The organism is Streptomyces stelliscabiei, from assembly GCF_014873495.1.
GTDB lineage: Bacteria > Actinomycetota > Actinomycetes > Streptomycetales > Streptomycetaceae > Streptomyces > Streptomyces bottropensis.
In genome coordinates this window covers 4,180,033-4,203,755 of the sequence record NZ_JADBGF010000001.1, presented here as the reverse complement: position 1 = coordinate 4,203,755, position 23,723 = coordinate 4,180,033, and the positions used below count along the sequence as shown (strand labels likewise).

General features: G+C 70.0%; 16 protein-coding genes. 9 read left to right on the top strand and 7 right to left on the bottom strand.

Features of this window, described 5'->3' with window-relative positions:
• Positions 1–215: 215 nt before the first annotated feature.
• From H4687_RS18545 to H4687_RS18535, 3 genes are all read left to right on the top strand, one after another.
• Entirely contained in the window at positions 216–1,586 is a 1,371-nt protein-coding gene (locus H4687_RS18545; RefSeq protein WP_225966734.1) for a DUF445 domain-containing protein, read from the top strand.
• A gap of 101 nt (positions 1,587–1,687) precedes the next feature.
• Positions 1,688–3,148: an MFS transporter gene (locus tag H4687_RS18540; RefSeq protein WP_046917503.1), complete on the top strand. Its 1,461-nt coding sequence runs from the start codon at positions 1,688–1,690 to the stop codon at positions 3,146–3,148.
• Positions 3,149–3,382: 234 nt separating this feature from the next.
• A complete protein-coding gene (locus H4687_RS18535; RefSeq protein WP_050399245.1) occupies positions 3,383–3,868 on the top strand; it encodes a hypothetical protein in 486 nt (161 codons plus the stop codon).
• On the opposite strand, the gene H4687_RS18530 is transcribed toward H4687_RS18535, so the two are convergent.
• Together H4687_RS18530 and H4687_RS18525 are read right to left on the bottom strand one after the other, a co-directional pair.
• A complete protein-coding gene (locus H4687_RS18530; protein ID WP_046920312.1) occupies positions 3,859–4,359 on the bottom strand; it encodes a hypothetical protein in 501 nt (166 codons plus the stop codon). The two genes, H4687_RS18535 and H4687_RS18530, sit on opposite strands and share 10 nt — an antisense overlap.
• Positions 4,360–4,407: 48 nt before the next feature.
• Positions 4,408–4,974: a hypothetical protein gene (locus H4687_RS18525; RefSeq protein WP_050399244.1), complete on the bottom strand. Its 567-nt coding sequence runs from the start codon at positions 4,972–4,974 to the stop codon at positions 4,408–4,410.
• Between the two features lie 162 nt (positions 4,975–5,136).
• Here H4687_RS18525 and H4687_RS18520 point away from each other — a divergent pair, with 162 nt between their 5' ends.
• Positions 5,137–6,105 carry a GlxA family transcriptional regulator gene (locus H4687_RS18520; RefSeq protein ID WP_050399278.1) on the top strand — a complete coding sequence of 323 codons (969 nt, stop codon included), beginning with the start codon at positions 5,137–5,139 and terminating at the stop codon, positions 6,103–6,105.
• A 75-nt stretch (positions 6,106–6,180) separates the two neighbouring features.
• On the opposite strand, the gene H4687_RS18515 is transcribed toward H4687_RS18520, so the two are convergent.
• A complete protein-coding gene (locus tag H4687_RS18515; RefSeq protein WP_050399277.1) occupies positions 6,181–6,483 on the bottom strand; it encodes a hypothetical protein in 303 nt (100 codons plus the stop codon).
• Positions 6,484–6,690: 207 nt separating this feature from the next.
• Here H4687_RS18515 and H4687_RS18510 point away from each other — a divergent pair, with 207 nt between their 5' ends.
• The 5 genes from H4687_RS18510 (at position 6,691) to H4687_RS18490 (ending at position 11,405) form a co-directional block, all read left to right on the top strand.
• Positions 6,691–7,113 carry an Hsp20/alpha crystallin family protein gene (locus H4687_RS18510; RefSeq protein ID WP_050399243.1) on the top strand — a complete coding sequence of 141 codons (423 nt, stop codon included), beginning with the start codon at positions 6,691–6,693 and terminating at the stop codon, positions 7,111–7,113.
• A 474-nt stretch (positions 7,114–7,587) separates the two neighbouring features.
• On the top strand, positions 7,588–9,090 hold the full coding sequence (locus H4687_RS18505; RefSeq protein ID WP_097250081.1) for a hypothetical protein: 1,503 nt from the start codon (positions 7,588–7,590) through the stop codon (positions 9,088–9,090).
• Positions 9,091–9,201: 111 nt separating this feature from the next.
• Positions 9,202–10,377: a winged helix DNA-binding domain-containing protein gene (locus tag H4687_RS18500; protein WP_046916012.1), complete on the top strand. Its 1,176-nt coding sequence runs from the start codon at positions 9,202–9,204 to the stop codon at positions 10,375–10,377.
• 189 nt (positions 10,378–10,566) lie between these two features.
• On the top strand, positions 10,567–11,049 hold the full coding sequence (locus H4687_RS18495; RefSeq protein ID WP_046916011.1) for a hypothetical protein: 483 nt from the start codon (positions 10,567–10,569) through the stop codon (positions 11,047–11,049).
• Positions 11,046–11,405, top strand: coding sequence for a hypothetical protein (locus H4687_RS18490; protein WP_046916010.1), 360 nt, complete (start codon positions 11,046–11,048; stop codon positions 11,403–11,405). Before H4687_RS18495 ends, H4687_RS18490 begins: the two co-directional genes overlap by 4 nt.
• A gap of 187 nt (positions 11,406–11,592) precedes the next feature.
• On the opposite strand, the gene drmB is transcribed toward H4687_RS18490, so the two are convergent.
• From drmB to H4687_RS18470, 4 genes are read right to left on the bottom strand one after another with little or no spacing between them, the layout of a single operon-like run.
• Positions 11,593–13,458, bottom strand: coding sequence for a DUF1998 domain-containing protein (gene drmB / locus H4687_RS18485; RefSeq protein WP_046916009.1), 1,866 nt, complete (start codon positions 13,456–13,458; stop codon positions 11,593–11,595).
• Positions 13,455–16,709, bottom strand: coding sequence for a helicase-related protein (locus tag H4687_RS18480; protein WP_046916008.1), 3,255 nt, complete (start codon positions 16,707–16,709; stop codon positions 13,455–13,457). Before H4687_RS18480 ends, drmB begins: the two co-directional genes overlap by 4 nt.
• Positions 16,706–18,610 carry a UvrD-helicase domain-containing protein gene (locus H4687_RS18475; RefSeq protein WP_192781689.1) on the bottom strand — a complete coding sequence of 635 codons (1,905 nt, stop codon included), beginning with the start codon at positions 18,608–18,610 and terminating at the stop codon, positions 16,706–16,708. The genes H4687_RS18480 and H4687_RS18475 overlap by 4 nt, the downstream gene beginning before the upstream one ends.
• Positions 18,607–23,367 (bottom strand): DEAD/DEAH box helicase, encoded by a 4,761-nt coding sequence (locus H4687_RS18470; protein ID WP_046916006.1) that lies wholly within the window; start codon positions 23,365–23,367, stop codon positions 18,607–18,609. The genes H4687_RS18475 and H4687_RS18470 overlap by 4 nt, the downstream gene beginning before the upstream one ends.
• Between the last annotated feature and the right edge of the window lie 356 nt (positions 23,368–23,723).

The window sequence follows — 23,723 nt, the reverse complement described above, 5'->3', positions numbered from 1 at the left end:
GGCTCCGATGTGATCACCCCATGATGCGGCATGGGATGGGGGTTGCTTGCGAGAACCCCCATCGGTTCCCCCGCCCGGACAGACGCGGGGAACTCCTGTTCCGTTCCAGGAGTAGGTCTCGGTAGGCCTATGGAGTACGTCACCAAGCGTCGCAGCGCCGGGGAAGGCGTCGAAGAACGGACAATGTGTACGGGGGACAGGAACGGGTGGAGCGAATGAACCGTACGGAAGCGGAACAGGCAGAACCCGCGGAACCGGCCGAAGGGGCCCGGCGGGCGGCGGAGGCGGCGGCCGGTGCCCGGTCGCCCGCCTCGCACCGCACCATGACCACGTTCAGCGCCGCCGACGAGGAGAAACAGCGGGGCGTGCGGCAGATGAAGCTCATCGCCGCCGGGCTGCTGCTCTTCGTGGCCGTGGTGTACGTGCTGGCCAAGTGGGCCTCGCACGAGGGCGCGGGCGCCTGGGCCGACTATGTCGCGGCGGCCGCCGAGGCGGGCATGGTGGGCGCGCTCGCCGACTGGTTCGCCGTGACCGCGCTGTTCCGGCATCCGCTCGGACTGCCCATCCCGCACACCGCGATCATCCCCACCAAGAAGGACCAACTGGGCGTCTCGCTCGGTGAGTTCGTCGGCGAGAACTTCCTCTCCCAGTACGTCGTACGACAGCGGCTGCGGGCCGTCGGCATCGGCAGCCGGCTCGGTGCCTGGCTCGCCGAACCGCAGAACGCCGACCGGGTGACGGCCGAGCTGGCGACCGCGCTGCGGGGCGCGCTGACCGTGCTGCGCGACTCGGACGTGCAGGCCGTGGTCGGGGAGGCGATCACCCGGCGGGCGAACGCCCAGGAGATCGCGCCCGGTATCGGCAAGATGCTGGAAAAGATCGTCACGGACGGCGGCCATCGGCGGATCGTGGACCTGATCTGCGCCCGCGCCCAGAACTGGCTGATACTGCACGACGAGCAGGTCATGGACGCGGTCGAGGGCGGCGCCCCCGGCTGGACCCCCCGGTTCGTCGACCGGCGCATCGGCGAGCGGGTCTACAAGGAGCTGCTGCGTTTCACCACCGAGATGCGCGACTCGCCCACCCATCCGGCGCGCGGCGCCCTGGACCGCTTCCTCACCGACTTCGCCACCGACCTCCAGTCCGACACGGAGACCCGGGCGCGGGTGGAGCGGCTGAAGGGCGAGGTCCTCGGCCGGGGCGAGGTCCAGGACCTCATCGCCTCCGCCTGGACGGCCGTACGGTCGATGATCGTGTCCGCGGCCGAGGACGAGCGCAGCGAGCTGCGGCTGCGGGTCCGCTCGTCCCTGCTGTCGCTGGGCACCCGGATGGCCACCGAGCCGAGCGCGCAGGACAAGCTCGACAAGTGGATCGAGGGGGCGGCGGTGCATGTCGTCACCACCTACCGCGCGGAGATCACCTCTCTGATCACCGAGACCGTCGCGAGCTGGGACGCCGAACACACCACCAGGAAGATCGAGGCCAACATCGGCCGCGACCTGCAGTTCATCCGGATCAACGGCACGGTCGTGGGCTCCCTGGCGGGCCTGCTGATCTACACGGTGTCGCGGGCGCTGGGGGCGTAGGAGGCGGCGGGAGCCCCGGTGCTCCGCCGGCGGCCGGGGCGTAGTCCCTGTTCGTCGGGGCACACGGATCGGGTTCGCTCAGGTGGAGGGAGCCCCAGCCCATGTCCGTCACTGACCCGAAGTCACCGGGTGTGATCACCACGGCCGTTCCGGCGCGCCTGGACCGTCTTCCCTGGTCGCGCTGGCACTGGACGATCGTGATCGGTCTCGGCACCGTGTGGATCCTCGACGGTCTGGAAGTGACCGTCGTCGGCAACATCGCGGGCCGGCTCTCCGAGGAGGGCAGCGGACTGCCGATCACGTCCGCGCAGGTCACCGGTATGGCGGCCGCGCTGTATGTGGCGGGCGCCTGTGCGGGCGCCCTCTTCTTCGGCCGGATGACCGACCGGTTCGGCCGCAAGAAGCTGTTCATGGTGACCCTGCTGGTCTATCTGGCGGCGACCGCGCTGACGGCCGTGTCCTTCTCCACCTGGTGGTTCTTCCTCTTCCGCTTCCTCACCGGCTTCGGCATCGGCGGCGAGTACGCGGCCATCAACTCCGCCATCGACGAGCTGATCCCGTCCAAGTACCGGGGCCGCGTCGACATCGTCATCAACGGCAGCTTCTGGCTCGGCGCGATCGGCGGGTCGCTGCTGTCGATCGTCGCCCTGAACACCGACCTCTTCCCGGCGAACGTCGGCTGGCGGCTGACCTTCGCCCTCGGCGTCGTCCTGGGCCTGGTGATCCTGCTGGTCCGCCGCAACGTCCCCGAGAGCCCACGATGGCTGCTGATCCACGGCCGTGAACAGGAGGCCGAACGCCTCGTGGGGGAGGCGGAGGAGAGGATCGAGGCCGAGAAGGGCCGCCCGCTGCCGACGACCGACCAGGAGATGACCGTCCATCAGCGCGAGAGCATCGGCTTCGGCACGATCGCCCGTACGGTCTTCTCCCGGTACCGCCGCCGCGCGATCCTCGGCTTCTCCCTCTTCATCGGCCAGGCGTTCCTCTACAACGCGATCACCTTCGGCTTCGGCGCGATCCTCACCACGTTCTACGACGTCCCGACCTCCGACACCGGCTACTACTTCGCCGTCATCGCCGCCGGCAACCTGCTCGGCCCGCTGCTGCTCGGCAAGCTGTTCGACACGGTCGGCCGCAAGATCATGATCTCGTCGACGTACCTGCTCTCCGGGCTGCTGCTCTTCGGCACCGCCTGGCTGTTCGGCCGGGGCTCGCTCGACGAGGTGACCCTGACGGCCTGCTGGTGCGTGGTCCTCTTCTTCGCGTCGGCCGGGGCGAGCAGCGCCTACCTGACGGTCTCGGAGGTCTTCCCCATGGAGACCCGCGCGATGGCCATCGCCTTCTTCTACGCCCTCGGCACGGCCGCCGGCGGTATCAGCGGCCCGCTGATCTTCGCCGAGCTGACGGAGTCCGGCGTCGTCGGCGACACCGTCCTCGCCTTCCGGATCGGCGCGAGCCTGATGTGCGCGGCGGGCCTGGTGGCGGCCTTCCTCGCGGTGCGCGCGGAGCAGCGCTCGCTGGAGGACATCGCGGAGCCGCTGTCGGCGCGGAGCCCCGCCTAGCGGGGGCGGGTCGGGGCAGGGCGGGTCGGGTTGGGGTAGGCCGGGGCGGGCCGGATCGGGTCGTTCGTCGGCTGCCGCGCCGTCGTGGCCGGTCGCACGGTTCCCCGCGCCCTCTTCGGGCCGCGCCCCTTGCGGGCCGCGGCCCGTCCGGGCGCCTTCTGGGTACGAGGGAGCGGGCCGGTCTGAGTACCCGTACTCTGTCGGCCCGCCCCTCGCCCCGGAACCCTCGTACGCATGACCGAGAAGCTGCTCCGCCCCCTGCGCACGCGCCCCTGGCCGGAACGCTGGCTGACCCGCCTGCTCGGCGCCGCCCTCGCCGCGGCCGCGTACCGCCTCTGTCTCCCGTGGGACCTGCGCGACCGGCCCGAACTGGAGGGCTCTCCGACGGACACGACCCCCGTGACCGTCACGGGGGTGATCGTCCTCGCGCTCGTCCTCCTGCTCCTCGCGGCCTACTTCGGCCACCGGGACGCCCTGGCCTGGCCCGTGCTCCTGGTCGCCGTCCCGCCGGCCGCGCTGATGTACGTGTCCTTCCACGCCCCCGCCGAGCCCCCGGACGCGGCCGTATGGCCCCTGTCCTGGGCCTTCTTCACGCTGGTCCTGGGCGCGTGGGTACTGGTCGCGGCTTCGGTGGCGCGACGGTTCCGGACGGAGCCGGTGGACGAGAGGTGGCTGATCCACAGCCGGTCCCAGGACCGTTCGGCCACCGGTCAGCCGTAGAAGTACCGCCGGGCCTTCTCCTCGAAGTACGAGGAGTAGGCGAGGCCGACGACCGGGGTGCCCCGGTACGAGCCCACGTACTGCTGGGTGCTGTCGACCACCACGGGCCGGGCCATGCACGCCCACTTGTTGCGCTGCTGGGCCTCCGCCCACCGGACGGCCGCCGGGTCCACGCGGTCGCTGACCAGCACGGGGAAGGCGCCGACACCGTTCTGGATCCCGGCCGGCAGACCGCCCTTGGTCTTCTTCGCGTACGTCAGCACCTGGTCGGTGAAGGTCTCGATGGTGGGGATGGTGATCTCCTGGACCGCCGCCGCGACCGTGAACAGATGCAGCTTCGTCCCCATCCAGCTCCACCGGAAGTCGGCCCGGCGCCCGACGAGCACGGGCACCCCGGCCCACTCCTCCCACCACGTACGGCATTCGTCGGCGGCGAGACGGGCGGCCACGGAGGCGAGGTAGGCCTGGGAGGGCGACTGCTGTGGATGCATGGCCGGATCATGCCCCCACCCGGCCGGCGTTGGGAAGGCGGGGTCGAGTCACGCTCCCGTGGTCGAACCGGGCCGCACGATCATCAGGATCGTGACGGTCGCCCACAGCAGGTTGAACACCCCGGTGAACATGGCGAGTCGGGCCGTGGTCCGGGCCTCGACGGTGGTGCCCTTGGCGTCGACGGTGGTGGCTCCGGTGTCGGTGGTGGTGCCTCCGAGGTCGACTGTGGTGCCGCCGGTGTCGGTGGTGGTGTCCCCGAGGCCGGCGGCGGTGCCCCCGATCCCCGCGAGGATCTCCTCCTGCCGGGGCAGCACCAGCGCCAGCAGGACCATCGCCGCGAGGGCGGTCAGCAGCATCGACACGATCAGCCAGGTGTCGTTCAGCGCCCCCATGCTCATCGCCGTGGCGAACCCGAGCACCGGCACGGCGATGCCCACACCGCCGTACACCCGGCAGATCCGGTGCAGCAGCCGTACGGCCGCCACCGCCCGCTCGCTACCGGGTTCGGCCAGCGCCTTGCGCGCGCTCGGCGGGAACATGCTGGCCGCGACGGTGACGGGCCCGACGGCGATGATCGCGGCGAGGACGTGGAGGGAGAGCAGGAACTTGGTCACGGTGGGACGGTAGGACGCGCCAAGATCTCATGGAAGTGGCGAGATTGCCAGAGGTCAACGGATTCTCGCCAGCGTGTTTCCGGGCAGTCGGAAGGAGCGCTGCCGGTTTCAACAGGGCGAGCAGCGCTTGGCGGAAAACCGGTGCAGGCCTACGCTCCCGCCATGCACATCGTGGCCGTACTGGCGCTCGACGACGTGATCCCCTTCGACATGTCGGCCCCCGTCGACACCTTCGGCTGGGCCCGGCTGCCGGACGGCCGGGAGGCGTACCGCGTGCGGGTCTGCTCGGTGGAAGGGGGCGGGGAGGTGAAGGCGGGGCCGTTCAGCGTGCGGGCGCCCTACGGGCTGGAGGCGCTGGCCGAGGCCGACACGATCATCCTCCCGGGGACGGCCGACCCGACCGCGCCGCTGCCGCCGGGGGTGGCGGAGGCGCTGCACGCGGCGGCGGCGAGCGGGACGCGGATCGCCTCGATCTGCGTCGGCGCGTTCCTCTTCGCGGCGACGGGCCTGCTGGACGGGCTGCGCGCCACGACCCACTGGATCGCGGCCCCCGATCTGGCGGCCCGCCACCCGGAGATCACCGTCGACCCGAACGTCCTCTACGTCGACAACGGCCAGTTCCTCACCTCGGCGGGTGCCGCCGCGGCCATGGACATGTGCCTGCACATGATCCGCCGGGACCACGGCTCGGCGGTCGCCGCGTTCACCGCCCGGATGTGTGTCATGCCCCTCGAACGGGAGGGCGGCCAGGCCCAGTTCATCGTCCAGGACCAGCCCGCGGCCCCCGCCGGCGCGACGATGGAGCCCCTGCTGCGCTGGATGGAGGAGAACGCGGAGCGGGATCTGACCCTGGACGACATCGCCCTGCACGCCGGCACCAGCGCCCGCACCCTGAACCGCCGCTTCCGCGAACAGACCGGCACGACGCCGTTGCAGTGGCTGCACCGGGCGCGGGTCCGCCGCGCCCAGTACCTCCTGGAGTCCACCGACCACACGGTCGAACGCGTCGCGGCCCAGGCGGGTTTCGGCTCCCCGACGGCGTTCCGGGACCGCTTCAAGAGGGTGGTGGGCACGAGCCCGCACGCGTACCGGCGGGTTTTTCGGGGGGAGGGGACCGGAGGGCGCTCTTGAGAGCCTCGTCAGGGGCGCGGGGAACTGCGCGAGCGACCACAGACGACCCGCACCCATCGGCCGGACGAGATCCCCCTACTCCTTCCGGTCGGCCACCACCCAAGAGGCCAACGCCACCACCCCGGCCACCCCGAACACCGCCGGCCAGGCACCCACCTTCTTCGCCAGCGGATGCGACCCGGCGAACGCGGCCACGTACCCCGCGGTCAACGCCCCCGCCGCCCTGCCCCCGGCCGCCTGCTGCCACTGCCGAGCCGCCGCGGCCCCGGCGACGGCCAGCACCGCCCCGCCGAGCGGCCGCTTCTTCGTCCAGCGGGCCACGCCGTACCCACCGATGAGCCCGCTCGCGGCCACCGCCGCCGTGGGGACCTTCGCCATCACTGCCTCCCGCTGTTCCTGACGCGCACGCGATGCCCTCATCGCCGCTGCCGACCGGCTGACCGGCGTGATCGAGGCTAGCTCCGGGGCGCCCACGACGGACGAACCTGAGTCGGGGGTTGTCAAGTTTCCTCCTCCGGGCTATATAAGAAGCCGTAGGAATTCAGAGGGCATCGCACCCAACGTCAGCAGAGAGGAGTGCCCGTGATGCTCATGCGTACCGACCCCTTCCGCGAATTCGACCGACTCGCGCAGCAGGTGTTCGGTTCCGACAACCGGCCCGCCGTCATGCCGATGGACGCCTACCGGTCCGGCGACGACTTCGTCGTCCACTTCGACCTCCCGGGCGTCGATCCGGAGACCATCGACCTGGACATCGAGCGCAACGTCCTGAACGTCCGTGCCGAGCGCCGCTCCCCGGCTCCCGAGAGCGCCGAGATGGTCGCCGCCGAGCGCCCGACGGGTGTCTTCAGTCGCCAGCTGTTCCTCGGGGACACCCTCGACGCCGACCGCGTCGACGCCTCGTACGACGCCGGCGTCCTGACCCTGCGCATCCCGGTCGCCGAGAAGGCCAAGCCGCGCAAGATCCAGGTGAGCGGCGGCACCGGCCGGCGCCAGATCAACCGCTGACAGCGCACCATCAGCAGGGGTGCCCGGAGCCCTGCCGCCGAGGCCGCCGAGGCCGGCGGTGGCGCCGGGCACCCCTGCCGCATGTGTCGAGGACCCGGGCCATGACGTACACGCACCCGGACCGGCCGCTACGTCCGCACGCGGCAGTGGCTGGATTCCTCGCATCCCTCAACTCCCCCTCCGTGGATGACAGTTGAGACTGCCTGAATGTGGCCCACGTCACCCCCGGGTCGCGGGGGAAGTGGTTCATGAAGCCCCGCGAAGCCTGGCATGCTCATGGCTGGCTACTGGGAGGTAACCACCGCGTGCGCACTGTCATGAGGACAGCTGTGCCGCCCGGCCGACCTCCCACCGCCAGGTGCCGTCTCACCACTCGCGCCTGCTCTCCGGCATGTCGTCACGGCCCCCGCGCCAGGTCGACCAGCCGTCCCTCCTGAAGCGCACCCCCCTGTCACCGCTCCCGAGGACTCACGCGTGCACAAGCTCAGAAGACATGCCCTGGTCACGGCACTGTCGGCGATCACCGTCGCGACCCTGCTGGCCACCGGCTGCTCCACCGACTCCCCCGCCACCACCGACAAGGCCGCCGCCACCACGGCCGAGACCCGCGCGCCCGGCGCCCCCGGCGCGCCCGAGGACCGACTCGCCGTCGTCTCCGCCCCCACCGGCGACGCCACCCCCACCGCCGTGGCCGACGCGGACGCCGTCGTCCGGGGCAAGGCCGAGAAGTCCGCGCTCAAGGTCGCGTCGTACGACAGGAGGAGCGGCCGGGCGGTCATCGCGGCACCGCCGTCGGGCGCAGACGCCGAGCCGTCGGCGACCCCCTCGCGGACGGGCACCCCCGCCACCTCCGGTCCGGACCGCCCCGACACGCCCTCCGACACCGGCTCCGGCGCCGCGAAGCCCAAGGCCGCCGTGGCCGTGGGCGACGTCATCGCCAGCGCCCCCGCCCCCGGCGCCCCCGACGGCGTACTGGCCGAGGTGACGGAGATCGTCGACACGGCGGCGGACGGCGGTACGACGGTCGAGACGGAGCCGGCCAAGCTCGACTCGGTCCTGGGCGAGAGCAAGGCGGACGGTACGGTCCCCGTCGACCCGTCCACCCTGGAGGTCGACCCGCTCGTCCAGGGCGTGAAGGTCTCCTGGGCGAAGACCGGCGACCTCGCCTTCGGCCCCGAGGGCGCGAAGCTCCCGCTGGGCAGCCTGCGCATCGACGTGGGCGCCGCCGTGGAGACCGCCCCCGGCGCCCCCGCCTCGGCCGCCGCGTCGGTCGAGGGTTTCGTCCAGCTCGCCCCCGAGGTCGCCTTCTCCTACGACGGCTCCGGCTCCGGCACGGGTTCCTCGCCCGGCGGCGCGTTCCTGGGCCTCACCGGCGACTGGGCCTCCCAGTGGTCGCTGAAGGGCCGCGCGGCCGGCTCGACCGACGGCAAGCCGATCCGTATCCCCTTCGCCGAACTGCACGCCGACCCCGTGATCCAGGTCGGCCCGGTCCCGATCGTCGTCAACCTCGACCTCGTCTGCTACTTCCAGGTGGAGGCCGACGGCCGCGTCACGGTCGACGTCGAGCAGGACCTCAAGGGCGACTTCAAGGTCGGCGGCAACTTCACCTGGTCCAAGGGCTGGCAGGGCGTCAGCGAGTCCCACATGACCGGTGAGCCCCTGAAGACGACGGTCACCGCCGTCGGCGACGTCAAGGCGGCCATGGGCGCTGAGGCGACGGTCGGCCTCTACGGCACGGTCGGCGTCACCGCCGACGTGGCCCCCTACCTCCGCGCCGAGGCCGACGCGACCGCCGAGGGCTCCGCCGACGGCACGGGCTCCGCCTCCGGCTCCTGGGCCCTGTACGGCGGCATCGACCTCACCGGCACCCTCAACATCCAGCTCTCCATCTTCGGCACGCCGATCTTCCAGAAGAAGATCCCGCTCGGCGCGGTGCACGAGGAGTGGCTGCTGACGAAGGGCGAGGCGAAGGTGTAGTTGCGTTGGTCGCCCTGTCCCATGCGGCGCGGGCCCTGCCCTCCGCGGAGGGCAGGGCCCGCGCCGCATGGGACAGGGCCCTCCACCCGAGCGGGGGGAGAGAATCACGCCATGGGGACCCCGAAGCTCACCGCCCGCGCACTCAACCGTGCCACTCTGGCCCGCCAACTCCTCCTCGCACGCGAGCCGTTGACCGTGCCGGAGGCGGTGCGGCGAGTCGTGGCGCTGCAGGCCCAGCAGCCGGCCTCCCCGTACATCGCCCTGTGGAACCGCCTGTCCCCCTTCGACCCGGCGGCTTTGGACGCGGCGTTCACCGACCACAGCCTGGTCAGGGCGACCCTGATGCGGATCACGGTCCACACCGTCCACGCGGACGACTACACCCCGTTCCGCGAGGCGATGGAACCCACCCTCCGCGGCTCCCGCCTGGGCGACCCCCGCTACCGCGCCTCCGGCCTGACCCCCGCCGACGCCGACACCTTCCTCCCGCCTCTCCTCGACCACGCCGACGGCACGGTGCGGACGGCCGCCGAGATCCGCACCTGGCTGGAGGACCACCTCGGCACCACCACCGCCCTGGACACCGGCGGCCACCGCATGCTCCGCCACTACGCCCCCCTGTGGCACGCTCCCACCGGCGGCCCCTGGTCCTTCGACACCCGCCAGTCGTACGTGGCGGCGTCCCCCCGCCCCACCCTCACCGACCAGGACGCTGCCGCCGAGGGCCTCCGCGCTCTCATCCGCCGCTACCTCCAGGGCTTCGGCCCGGCATCGGTGGCGGACATGGCCCAGTTCGCGCTGGTCCAGCAGGGACGCATCAAGACGGCCCTGGCCGCCCTGAAGAAGGAACTCGAAACCCTCAAAGCCGCCGACACCGACCAGACCCTCTACGACATTCCGGGCGCCCGACGCCCCTCGGAGGACACCCCCGCCCCACCCCGCCTGCTGCCCATGTGGGACAGCACGCTCCTGGCCTACGTCGACCGGGGCCGCCTCCTCCCCGCCGAGTACCGCAGGTACGTGACCCGCATGAACGGCGACGTCCTCCCGACGCTCCTGGTGGACGGCTACGTGGCGGGGGTCTGGCGCCCGCTCGCCGACGCGATCGAGGCCACGGCCTTCCGTCCGCTCCCGGCCTCGGTCTGGGACGCCCTGTCGACAGAGGCGACCGCCCTACGAACCTTCCTCAACACACGGACCGACCCCACGCCGTACCGCCGCTACGACCACTGGTGGGCCAAGGCGTTCCCGGATGCCGCGGAGACGCGGGCGCTCTCGGTCGGGTGACTTCCCGGGATGGTTCCCGGTGGGACTGTCGGGCACGGACCCGGCGTTGGAGCCGACGGCCGTGGTCGGAGGAGGTCGGGAACGGCCGCAGGGCGGCCTGTCGCTCGCGAGGCGTGTGCCGGTCCAGTGCCCCCGCGCCCCTCTTTCGAGTGATGGCGGTCCCGCCAGTTTCGAAGTACTTTCAAACTCATGAGTACCGAAGGCGTCGCCGCCGTGAACTTCTCCGAGCTGGTGAACAAGAACAAGCAGACGCTGGCCCGCCTCCAAGAGTCGCCAAGACTGCTCCTTCACCGCCGAGACGGCGAGGATCTGATCCTCACGACGGCGTCGCGGGCCGAGCAGGACCAGACCGTGGTGTCCGCGGCCACCCGCATGCTGACCGCGATGGCTCGCCGCGAGCCCGGCAGCATGGAACTCCTCCTCGACATACTGCCGGATGCCTTCCCCTGGGTCCGCTTCCTGCCGGAGTCCGACCTCCATGCCTTCGCCGTCGAACTGGTCGACACCATGCGCGCCGCCGACTCGATCGGCAACAGCGCGTCCGTCGCCCAACTGCTCATCGCCTGGCAGCACACCGCGGAGGTCCACTCCGACCCCGAACTCCTCGCCGCACTCACCCGACACCACTCCGAGGACTACGGCTCGGTACCGGACCCTCGGGACATCGCATGACGACGGGCCGCGGGGACCGCGCCGCACCACCAGCACCTCACGGCCACTGGGAGGTGCGCTTCGCGGACGCGGCATCGGCCAAAGGCTGGGAGAGTCTCGCCCAGCAGGTCCGGGAGAACACCTATCGAGCCTGGCTCGCCATGCGAACGGACCCCAGGCCGACGATGGAGACGCCCCGGCACCACCGGCTCAAGGGTGCGCTGGCGCACGGTACCCACCGCGGACAGACCTGCGAGCAGTGGCAGATCGAGGTGACCGGCGGCGGTCGCGTCTGGTACCTCCTGGACACGGCCCGCAACACCTGCTGGATCACTTTCGCGGGCACGGGGCACCCGAGAGCCACGGAGAAGGGTTGATCCCGCCCAGTCGTTCAACGCCGCAGGAGGGCGCGCACGCCGCAGAGGCACGCCCGGACGAACAGGTCATCGAGCAGAGCCACCGGATACCGTGTGGGTCTGGCGGGAGCCGTCTCGACTGGCGATCCGCGATCGAGGGACAAGAGAGGTCAGCTCTCCTGTCGGTCACGATCGGACAGTACTGACCTCACCGGTCCAACAGGTGCGCGAAGAAGCCCGGACTCGGATCTTCCGGTGTGCCGACGAGCAGCGCGCGGTCGAGCAGGATGTTGTTCTGCTCGCAGCTCGTCTCCGGGAGCAACACACAGGCATGGCACGCGGCGAGGTTCGTGCCGCCTGTGCCTGACGCTTCGGATTCGACACAGAGCGGGTCGGAGGAGCACCACTCGGCACGGTGGACGGCTGAACGAATAGCTTGGTCGAGACGCTCCGGCTCGCCCTGGGCCACGAGCCCGCCGAGACTGCCCGCCGAGTCGCTCGTCGCCGTATAGATGAGCACTCCCGCCATGTCGTCGGCGGCGTACAGGCGTTCCCGCAGGGAGGCAGAAGGGTAGCCCGCGTCCAAGCTCCACTCGTTGATGAGGACGTGCGCCAGGGTGTGCAGCAGCACCATGCGAGGGGTGGCCGGGGAGGGAACGACACGGCTGGGGTCTCCGGCCCGCTGCTCCAGCACTCGCTGGTGAGCGGCCCGCATCCGCTCGACCCGAGCGGTCACCGCTGCGGTCTTCTCCCAAGTGCCCAGTCGGTCCTCGTCCAGGCGGAGGAACACCCCCTCGCCGTGGACCTCCATGGCCGGGAGCCAGCGCAGGGGGGAGCCGGACAGCGGCATCTCCTTCGACTCGGTCGTCGAGTCGGGATCGGCCAGCCGGGTGAATGCCTTGAGCGCCCGAACCTCGCGAAGTTTCTTGACCAGCATCGGACCGGTGACGCCGAGCGGACCGAGTATGCCCTGGTCGCCCAGCGGAGTCTCACAGACGAACTGCTCCTCGTGGGAGTGCTCGCTCTCGTCGTTGCCCGAGCGGAGCCGCTCGTACTCCTTGTTCCGCAGGGCGCGATAGTGGTGGTCGAAAGTGGGGCTCGCCTCGCCGTCGGAGTCCTCCTCGCGCTCCGCGTCGAGCAGGTCCATCACCTCGTCCAGGGGGACAGGACACCTCCCCTTGAAAACGCCCTTGAGATAGATCTCGACGTGCTCACGTTCGTCGTACTCGCGAAGGGCGTCCCAGTGTTCGGCGAGGGGATCCGCGCGGCCGTTGCTCCATGGCGGGATGGAGAGCGCGGACTTCAGTACCGGCTGCCACACCGCCGAGGAACCTCGCTGCAGAGTGCGCAGAGGAAGGCCGCACTCCTGGGCGGGTGCGGACGATCCGAGCCACGGGCGTGGGCCGAAGCACTTGAGGCCCAGATCCTTGAGGGCGGTCCTGCGGAAGGATCCCTCCATCGACACCTCGGGAGCTTTTCCACAGGTGCAGGAGACGAGGATCGAGCGGAGCGAGGACGTACGGCCGGACGTACGCAGTTTGAGCTTCCCTCCACACTGCCCGGTCGTCGAGGCGCTGCGGTCCATCGACCGGTGCACCCACTGCCAGTACGGAAACTCTCCGAGGTGTCCGGCCTCGCACGCGACGACGAAGCGGGACGGGACGAGCTCGACCTCGCACGTGCCGCAGACGCTTCGACCGGTCGGCGGATTGAAGTCGCGGTGTCGCTGTAGGTCATCGCAGTCGGGGCAGGAGTGCATCAACGGGAAGCGCCGGACCCTGAGGCCGTCCTTGCTGCTGTCGTCGGACGCGGGCGGCAGCCGGAAGTAGTCGACATCGAGCAGGCGCGCCAGGCGTCGTTCGTGAATCCGGGGAGATTCGTGGGCGCTCCAGCTCCGGTCGGCGTCGTCCAGGCCGGATACGACGAAGGACTCCGCGTCGACGGCGATGAGCGATCCGACCCCGTAGGTGGTGATCGCCTGGGCGCGGCGGACCGTACCGCGCCGCGGCAGGTTGTGGGCAGGCGTGGAGCCACTCGCGCCGGTCCGGCGACGGCGGGCGGGGGGCGGGGTCATCGGCTTGCCTCCATGAACAGCGCGGACTCGGCGTCGACATCGCGCAGGCTCCACAGTGTGGCCCACCCCTCGGCGTCCTCGGACTCGTCGTCGTACGCCTTCAGGAGTGAGGGCGCGTGGCTTCCCCTCTGAGGTTCGAAGAGCAGGCCGCTGTCGATGTCGGCCTCCGCGCACCACCATTCGACGAACTCGTCGAAGGCATGGGACGCGGCCTCGCTCTCCTCAGGGGCGACCGCAGCGACTCGGTCCAGCAGCACGGACTTGATACGGCCCCGGAGGATGTGCTCGTAGGAGTCGACCTTGCCTGCGCCGTCGTTCGGGCGGGCGGCCGGGATCAGGATGCGGGTGAGAGCCACGATCACCGCGTGCAGGCCCCGATCACGAGCGCGCGCGGAGAACGGAGTCACAGAGGTGGACTCGACCTCGCGATAGAGGGCCGAGTGGAAATGCTGGAAGCTCTCGTAGTGGGAGCGGTCCCGAGAGCGGGTCGAGTTGAGCATGACCGTGACCAGTCCGGGGTGCGCGCGGCCGACACGACTCGTCGCCTGGATGTACTCGGCGGTCGTCTGCGGCTGGCCCATCACGGCCATGAGCCCCAGGCGATCCACGTCCACACCCACCGCGATCATGTTGGTCGCCAGGAGGACATCCACCGTGTCCTCGTCCGGGAGCCTCTTCTCGATGCCCTTGAGGCGGGCCGGGATCTCGCTGGCGTCGACACGACTTGTCAACTCCGAGTAGTTGACGACCGAACGGACCGTCACCCCCTCGCGTTCGGCGAGCAGCTCCAGATAGGCCACCACGTCGTCGTGGACCTGGAGTTCGGCCGCGGAGAGCAGCCGGAGGCTGTTGAAGTAGCCGACGAGACTCCAGTACGCGTCGCGCACCTCGCCGGAGGTCTTCGCGTGCGCGGCCCGATGAAGCAGCGTGGCGTAGGTGCGAATCAACAGGGTGGACTGACTGGTGCCGGGGGCCAGGAGGCCGACGTAGCGGCGGCTCGCCTTCTCCTCGCGCGGTGTCTCCACGGCGAACCACGAGTCGCGGGCATCCAGACCCGCGGGCGGAAACTGGCGAACACCACGCGCGAAGAGGTGGCGTCCCTGGTCGGCTGCGCGCCGGATGGTGGCCGTGGAGGCGATCACCTTGGGGCGGTTCGCGAGCGCGTCCACAGCCGTTTCGTAGAGGCCCGTCAGGGTGCCCAGCGGGCCGGAGATCAGGTGCAGTTCGTCCTGAATGATCAGCTCGGGGGGAGGAGTGCCGCCCGTCAGGTCGTCGAGGTTGAACAGTGCCGCGGTGGCCGGACGCCACGGCATCGACGCGAACTTGTCGACGGTGGCGATCACCAGCGTGGGCCGCGCGTCGTACACCGTCTCGTCGATCAGGTGGACGGGCAGGCCGTCGGTGAACTCGCAGTTCGTGCCGGAACAGCGGACGTGCATCCGTCCGGCGTCCTCGTCGGCCTCGTAGTTCCGGGCGTCGAGGCGGGTCCCGCACCACGGGCAGGCGTGCAACTGGACGGGGTTCTCGGTGGCGAGGCGCTTGTCGAGGTTCTTGCGCAGCTCGTCGAGCTTCTGGGCGGCCACGGCCAGCGTGTTGGGGGTGGCCGAACGTCCCACCCACATGCCGATGGAGAACTCCTCGTCCCCCAACTCGGGCGTGTGACGCCGCATGTTCTCCATGGCGCACAACAGGATGGCCGCGCGCTCGAACTGCTGGAGGGTCAGCAGCCGCAGCGTGTAGCGCATGAGGACGGTGACGCCACCTCCGTCCGCGCCCTTGCGGATGCGACGGAGGAAGGACGTGAGGGCGATGAGCCCGAGGTAGGCCTCAGTCTTGCCACCACCCGTGGGGAACCACAGCAGGTCGGAGACTTCTCGGTCACGGTGGCCGGGGTCGTCGATGCCGGCCAGACAGAGCAGCACGAACGCGATCTGGAAGGGGCGCCAGCGACCGACGGCGGGGTCGGGGGCGCCCACGCGTCCGCTCTTCACCCAGGCGCTGCGGGCGCGCTGGTCGGCCATGGCACGGTTGGCCAGTCGGAACGCCCTCATCAGGTCCGGTTCGGTCCGCAACAGCTCGATGCCCTCGCGGATCCGGTCGAGCGCCTCGCGACAGGCGCTCACCTGCGCCTGCGCGGGCTTCTCGTGCGTATCGCCCGTGAGCGCCTCCGCTTCCACCGCCTTGCGCTCGATCCAGCTCTCGTACCCCGTGGCCAGATCCTCCAGAGCTGCCAGGACCTCGGTCTCGGACCTCTCCGCAAGCCCCAGCATGGACAGCGCCGAGCTGTCGATCTCCGGATTGGAGTCGGTGAGCAGTACCTCCAGGGTGGGAACGAACTCGCTCCGCACCTCGGCGACGGCGGCCCTTCGGGTGTCGGTCATGCCGATCGGCGGCGGAGTCCAGTCCCATTCGGCGGCGCAGCCGTGGCCGACGGCGAAAGTCGGGGCGTGGCGGTGGAGCAGTCTGCTCGCCGCGACGTCGGCATCATGGGCGAAGGTCGGGGCGGGACGTTCGACGAACGCGGTGGAGTCGTCGACCGCGCGGACGGTGAGACCGCACTGGAACAGGGAGAAAGCGTCCTGTAGTTCGCGCTCGCCGACCTGGTGGGTGTTGACGAGTGTGACCGTGACGGTGACCGTGCCGGTGGTCGGGTGAGGGCGCCGGACGTTGACGCGCAAGGCGGCCCCCGCGCCGAGGTCGAACTTCCTGTCAGGAGCGGGTGAGGTCACGTCTACCGGGGAGTCCGGAAGGACGAGTTCTTTGCGACGCCACCGCTCCCGCTGCTCGGAGGTGGTGCGAGCCTCGGCACGCCGAGCCGAGATCGGCCTGCCCTCAGGATCGGTGGGCTCGTAGACCGCCGCACGTGCCGAGATCACGACCGTGTCGCTTATGGCCGGGTCGACCGCGAAGGTGAGGCCCATCGAAGAGGGGCGGCGGGAGCCGGCGGCTCCCACCTCCTGAGCGGTGCCCGACTCCTCCACGCTGTCACCCGTGCGCAGCGGAGCGATGTCGAGGCCGTCGTGCTCGGCCTCGTCCTCACGGATCCGTTGCTCAGCGGTCGGGTCGGCCGATCGCGGGTAGAGGACGCCGGTCAGATAGCGGTCGATCGGCGCGTCCTCGGTGAGAACCTCGTCCCGGTCCTCCGGCGTGGCGTCCGTGGCCGGACCGAGAAGCTCGCGGCGAAGTCCCGCCAGCAGTTCCTCGTCCCGGACCCGATAGTGCTCGGAGTGCCGACCTGCCACCTGCGTCATGCGCGCTGCTCCTCGTCCGTGTCGGCCCGCCGATACCTTCCGATACCGGTGATCCGGGGGGCGATCCACGTCCCACGGTCACCGAGGCCCGCGTTGGCGCCGGCGGCGGCGCTGCCGGTCACCGTCTCCAGAGTGTCGACCCGGATGCCGCGAATCTCGTCGGGCCACCAGGGGTCCCACGTCCTGTTCACCTTCTGCACCTGGAACAGATCCTCCCGGAACCGCTCCGAAACCTCACCGATCTCACGGCCGCCGTGCATCAGAGCGTACGGCGGGCTCTGGTACTCACCCATCGGCAGATCGTGACGCTTGCGCAGCACCACGTCATGCCCGGAGGCGACCTGCGTCAGGAGGTACGCCTGGGCCGACACGGCGTCGGAGTCGTGGCCGGGTGGGTTGTCCCGGCAGATGTCCCCCGCCTCGGCCACGAGACCGTATCTCTCGTACGGCCGCCATCCGCCGACGTAGCGGCGGCCGTTCGTCCGTCCGCCCGCCCGCTTGAGGACCGGCAGCTCGGGTGACCGGGCGTGGTACAGATCCTCACGGGCGCGAGTCATCGCCACGTACAGGGCTCGGGCCTCGGCGGGGAAGTCCAAGTCGCCCTTGTACTGCCTGCGCAGCTCGGCGACGGTCGGGGGGGTCAGGACGATCACCCGGTCGAACTCGAGGCCCTTGGCCCTGTGCACGGTCGAGACGACGATACGCGCGGTCTCCGGGTCGGCAGCCTCGTCGGGAAACCTGCCGTCGGTGACCGAGCGGCGCAGTCGCTCCAGATCGAGCACACCGCGCCCGGCCGAGCGCGCGGCTCGCCGCAGCACCGTCCACAGGCCGGTCACGTTCGGTTCGTACGGCAGGGGGATCTCCGCGAGCAGCGAGCGGAACCGGTCCTCGGTGAGGCCGGTCGCCTCGGTGCGGCGCAACAGCTCGGCGACCCAGTACGGCACCGGCCGCTCTTCGAGCGGGCGCCGCAGCATGTGCTCGACGCCGTGCTCGTGGAGCAGGCCGGAGACCACCAGGGCCTCTCGGTTGTCGCGGGTGAGGATCGCGCAGGTGTCGGGGAAGGTCCGCAGTCCTTCCAGGGTGAACGGATCAATGAGGTCGCCCATGTCGTTCGTCGGATCCACGAGCAGCTCGCGGAGTTCCTCGTAGAGCGTGGCCGCCTCGTCCGCTGTGATGACCTGTTGGAGTCGGGGCCCATGCGGCAACGCCAGGCGGGCCTCGGGGGTGACGGCTCGGAAGTTCCGGGTGAGGTGCAGTTCCACGAGTTCGTCGAGGTACGAGCCACGCAGCCAGTCGAAGAAGCGCCCGGTCTCGTCCGCGCGTTCGGCCGGGTCCTCGATCTGGAAGCCGTAGACGGACTGGGCGGCGTCGCCGACGACGGTGAAGCCGCAGCTGTCCTGGTACCGGTCGAGCAGCGTCTCCACCAGCTCTCGGCGGCGGCCCACCAGGTCCTGTACCTCGTCGATCACGACATGGGAGGGCGGGACGGAATCTCCGACCTCCAACACACCTGCCTCGATCGCACGGGTGCCTGCGTCGATCCGCTCGTCGAAGCCGAGCGCACCCCACTCGCCGTCCGGCTGCGACTGGAGGAGCAGCCCGTAGGCCCAGGCGTCGAAGGTCTGGGCCCGCACCCTGTGGGCCCGCTCCCCGTGCCGGACGATGCGCTCGCGCAACTCGCGGGCGGCGGCCCGGGAGAAGGTGAGCACCAGGATCTCGGCGGCCTCCAGCGCCTCGTCGGGGTCCTCGTGACCGCACAGCGCGTCTAGCCGGCGCACCAGGGTGTGCGTCTTTCCCGCACCTGCTCCCGCGGTGACCAGGACACGCGCGTCCCAGGGCTGCTCGACCACGGCCCGCTGCTCGTCGGTGAGCGGCGGACTGTCGAGGTAGGCGTCGGTCACTTTCTGCTCCAGAGGTGCTCGAACTGGGTGAAGGCGAGTCGGGTGTCGAAGTTCGCGATGTTGTCGCTGACGTTGAGGATCAGGCAGGTGGGCTTACCACCGTTGAGCGGACCACGCAGACCGCGACCGATCATCTGCTGGTAGACGTTGGTGCTGTAGACCGGGCGGGCCACCACCACGGCACGGGTGGCCGGGGCGTCGAATCCCTGGGCCAACACGCCGTAGTTGGTGAGCACCCGGATGCGTCCCTCGCGGAACTGCTCGACGCGTGTGCGGCGGTCCTGCTGGCTGGTCGTCGAGTCCACCGCCGCGGATCGGACCCCCCGGTCGTTGAGCATGGCCGACAAGTACTTGGCATGGTCGACCGAGGTGGCGAAGAGCAGTGTCGGGCCCTCGTCGGCCAGACCGGCCACCGAGTCGACGATGCGCCTGCTTCGAGCGTGGTCGTCGGCGAGCCGCTGCTCGGCGGCACGGGACAGCACCGCCATCCGTTCGGCCTGCGCCTTCTCGTCACGGGTCAGCTCGATCCTGCCGCCTTCCAGGGTGCGGTGCTCCACCTGCGCGAGCATCCCCCAGTCCTGAAGGTCCCGGTACGGATCACCGGACGGGAAGACACCCTCGTCGAGCCGCCGGTTCCCGAAGCGGCCGACCAGACGGCGTGTCTCCTCCTCGTTGGTGTTGCGGAAGGGTGTGGCCGTCAGACCGAGGAGGTGCCGACCGGTCTCGTACTGGGTGAGCCCCAACTGCCGCAGGAGTGCGGTATACCGTGGGGAGACGGCGGTGTGGGCCTCGTCCACGACCACCAGCGAGGCTTGACGCAGCCATGCGTACGGTTCGGTGTCCAGGCAGCGCTCCAGCTTGGCGTCGATGGCGACCACCAAGTGGGGGTGATCGACGACGTTTCCGACCTCGTTGCCGCCCCAGAGTCGGCTGATGGTGAGCGGACGCTCCGCACCGACCTTGCTCCAGACGAACTTCCAGCTCTGCACGGCCTGTTCGCAGAGTTCCTCGGTCTGCGCGATCCACAGCAACGGCCCGTTCAGGTCGCCGACGCGCTTGACCCAGCGAATCACGGCCTCTGCGGTGACCCGGGTCTTGCCCGCGCCGGTCGGCAGCGACAGCATCCCGCGCTGAGGAGCGAGGCGGTCGAGCATGGTGGTGATGTTGCGGACCAGATCCTCCTGGTACGGGTGGAGACTCGGGAAGTCGCGAGGACCCTCGATGATCTCGAACGCCGGTCGGGGCGGGGTGCGGGAGCCCGCGAAGGACCCCGGTAGCTTCAGGTCCGACACGAAGGAGACGGCGGGCGAGGAGCCGGTGTAGGCGACGGGAGCGTCGGGGAGCCGCGCCTGGATGTCGCGGGCGTGTTGATGGAGTACACCGTCGCCGTGGGCGTTGAAAGCCATCTGCGCGATCCGCCGGCCCGAAGGCTGTACGCCACCGGTCGCCTGCAGCTCCGCCTCCATCAACCCCTCGGGGAGACCGCTCCGGAGCGCCTCCGCCCCGATCAGCAGCTCGATCTTGGTGACCACGTCCTCGGTGTCACGCACGGCCTTCCGGGCCGCCTGCATCGCGCTGTCCCGAGCCATGCGGTCCTGATGTTCGAGTACGGCCCGGCAGCCGGACGCACCGAGGCCCAGCACGAGTTCCCGGTCGATCAGGCGGAGCATCGGTTCGGGGTCCAGCGGGACGCGAACCTTGACGGTGGCGTCCTGACGGACGGCGTCCAGGGAAGTGGCCTGAGTGCCGTTGGGCGTGCGGGTGACCTCCTCCAGCTCGGTGCAGCGTTGCACCAGTGCGTTCCGATTGGAGCTGTTGAGGTGTCGACGCAGGCCGGGATACAGCTCGACCAGTGGCACCGGATCGCCCTCCACCACTTCACGGGTCTCACGGCTGATCATGTCGGAGTAGCGGCGCATGCCCCATTTCTCGACCATCAGCTCAGCGTCCCCCGCGGTCGGCACGAGCAGCGCGGGCAGCTGCTCGGCACGGAGCACCCGATACTCGGCGGTTCCGACGGCGAGCGTGATCTCGTCGTCGGGACGGGTTCCCCAGGTGTCCCCGATCCGACAACGGGTGAGGGCGTCCTCGGGGAAGTCCGCGCCGAACCGGGTCAGCATCACGTAGGTGGCGCCCACGAAGGAGTCGTCCTCGCTCCGGGACACCTCGTCGAGGAGCGCGTTCCAGCGGTCTGCCGGAACCTCGTCGACCGTCGCCGGAAGCCGCAGTTTACGAGCCTTCTCGGGGGTCAGGTCGGCGACCGGGAGCACGTCGCGATAGGCGGTGAGCTGAGGGCCGACGGCTTCGTTGAGCGGCTTGATGCCCTGCGAGGTGGCGACGGTGCCGTATGTCCGCAGCATCCAACGGATCGGCGAGGCCACCGCTTGCCGCGTGCTGCTCTGCGCGCCGATCTGGAGCGTCCAGTTGTCCACCACGGCGTCGTCGGGAACGGCCTTCAGGAACGCGGCACGGGACTCGTCGGAGAGCCCTCGGAACAGGTGGAGCGGCCCCCCGATCGCGGCCCCTTCGACCCTCATCCGGCTCAGAGCGGGGCGCTGCGCGTCGCTTTTCAACGTGCGCAGATAGGCCGAGTGGACCGTCTGCCGGTACTCCTCGAACCACGCTTCGCCGTCCGTCGGCCGCACTCCCGTGCTGGGCCGGTCCTTGAGGCCGACCTGGGCGAAGAAGGCGACATCGTCTGAATGGAACGTCATGTCGACGGCGATGGTCGGGTCACGCCGCGCGTCGACCACCTTGCCCGGAAGCATGCAGTCCTCCATGGGCCGGAACTTCCCGTCGGCGGTACGCACGCGCAGAGTGGAGCCCGGCGTGGCGACCCGCTCCAGCACCCTGTGCGCCAGCTGCCGGATCCCGGCCTTGCGGAACAGCTCCCAGAACCGCTGCCATTCCGCGTCCCGGTAGCCGTCGAAGCCCTGGTCGAGGACGCTGACGAAGCGCCCTTCGAGGTCCGCCTCGCGGATGCCGAGAACGTTGAGCGCGTGGGCCAACGACGGATCCTGGGCGAGTGCGTCGTCCACATACACGAGGGACTCGCGCAGCCCGCCCTGGTCGGCACGACGGAACACCCGGCCGCGTACGGGCGCGACAAGTCCGTGCTCCTCCGTGAGCACGATGTGTGCCCTGCGGGCCTCCTCCGCGTAAGGCGAGCCGACCTCGATCATGTTCGCGAGGATCCGGATCGCCGTCGCCGAGGCCTCGGCGGTACCGCTCCCCACCAGCGCTTCCAGCCATGTGCGGACATCCGCCCGCTCGTGCCGGGCCGCGTCGAGGATGTGCTCGACCTTTCCGGAACGCAGGGAGTCGGCCTCGACGCTCGGGTGCAGCCAGTTCGAGGGGCGACCGGGGCACTCGTGCCACATCCGCAGCCACCCGGCCACCCTCTTCAGGTCCTTCTTGTCGAACCGGGGGTGCACGCGCAGCTCGACGGGGGCGCGCAGCACACCGTCCTGGTCGGGCAGCGACGGACGGGTCGAGGCTCGTGCCCAGATCTCCCGGGTCAGGAACTCGTCGGCCCAGCTGATCGCCTCCTTGACTCGCCCCGGCAGCAACGGGAGGTAGGCGGCCGGGTCCTCGGCGGGCGACAGAGCGGGAAGGGCGTCGACGACCAACGCCGCCGACGCCCTGATCATCTCCTGGTTGAAGGGCGAGGAGTCGAGCAGGTTCTGCCGGTCCTCGTTGGTCTTCCACGCGCCGTTGAGGATGCCGCTCAACGACATCTCGTACTTGGTCGGGAAGAAGGACCAGAACCTGCCGCGACCACGGCTCTGCGTGACGTACAGGCCGGTCTCCGGGTTCTTCCGCAGGGCGGGGACACCCCAGGAGAGGTCGAGCGAGACCCGGTCGTGCAGTTCACCGGCGTCCGCCTGTGCCGCTCGGCCGGGTGTGTGGGTGGTGGTGAACACCCGCCAGTGGATGCTGGTGGTCTTGCCGGTCCTCTCCTCGGTCACGGTGTGCAGATCACCGGTCTGCCGCGTGGTCAGGACCCGACGGGCCGCAGGAACGTGACGTCGGTCCTCGAGAAAGACCTTCGCGACGTGCGGTGAGAAGAGCTGGAAGCCCACCGGGAACTCGTCACGAGGCTCGCCGTGCTCCTTGGCGCTCCCACCGTGCATGTCCAGCCCTAGCCGGCGGTCCGCCTTCGGGAGCAAGGGCAGGCGTACGACGGTGGTAGCCCAGGTCAGCAGCTCGTTCAGGACGTGGTCGCCGGCACGCTCGGCCTGCACGTCGAGAGGGCGAGCCATCCGCAACACAGGGGCGTCGAAGTCCGCACCGTATCGCGCGGTCACGCCGGGCACGCTCTTGATTTGTTCGTACGACCAGGCACGGTCGAAACCGAAACTCCCGGTGCTGCTGAAGAATTCCGGTGTGTCGGTCACGACGAGGACTGATTTCACGCCCACGCCGAACCTGCCGATCTGCCCGCCGCGCTTCTTCGACATACTCATCCGAAGAATTGTCTCAGCGCCCTCGGGAGTGACAGGATTTCCTTCGTTCGCGCAGTACAAGTGGGTACTGGTGAGGACGACGTGGACCCTACCACCGGGCTCGTCAGCGATTTCGTCGGCCGCGTTCTGGACGAGTTCGAAAAGCTGGCGATCTCCGTATCCGCCCTGAGTGATGCGACGCTCTCCGTTGGCGTGCTCGGCTACGAGACCGGGGTCGACGGCATACGTCTTGAGGACACGGGAAGACTGTTCGATAACGGTGTCAATTACCGGAGAGGATGAATGTGACACGGTCCTGCACTCCTGAGTTGTCAAGAATTCGGGCGGTGGTGTGCGTGTGGGGCCGACTGTCGCCTTGTACAGCCGGCCCCGCAGGGACGTGCGAGAGATGCCGGTGGATGCGCAGAATTCCCGCCTTCGCATGTTTGTGCTGGTGAAGGCAGTAGGGCGTATGCTTCGAAGGTCTCTCGCGCGCGGTGGATACGGAGGAGGTCAGTCCGAGGACGAGGTGTCGTCGTCCGGCGGTTCCGTACAGTCCCTCAGCTCCGGAAACCGAGCCAGGAATTCCTCCTCGCACGGGTGCCCTCTCAGCAGGTCCGCTGCAACCTTGGGTTCGATGCTCCCCATGGCGATGGCCGAGTTGAGTG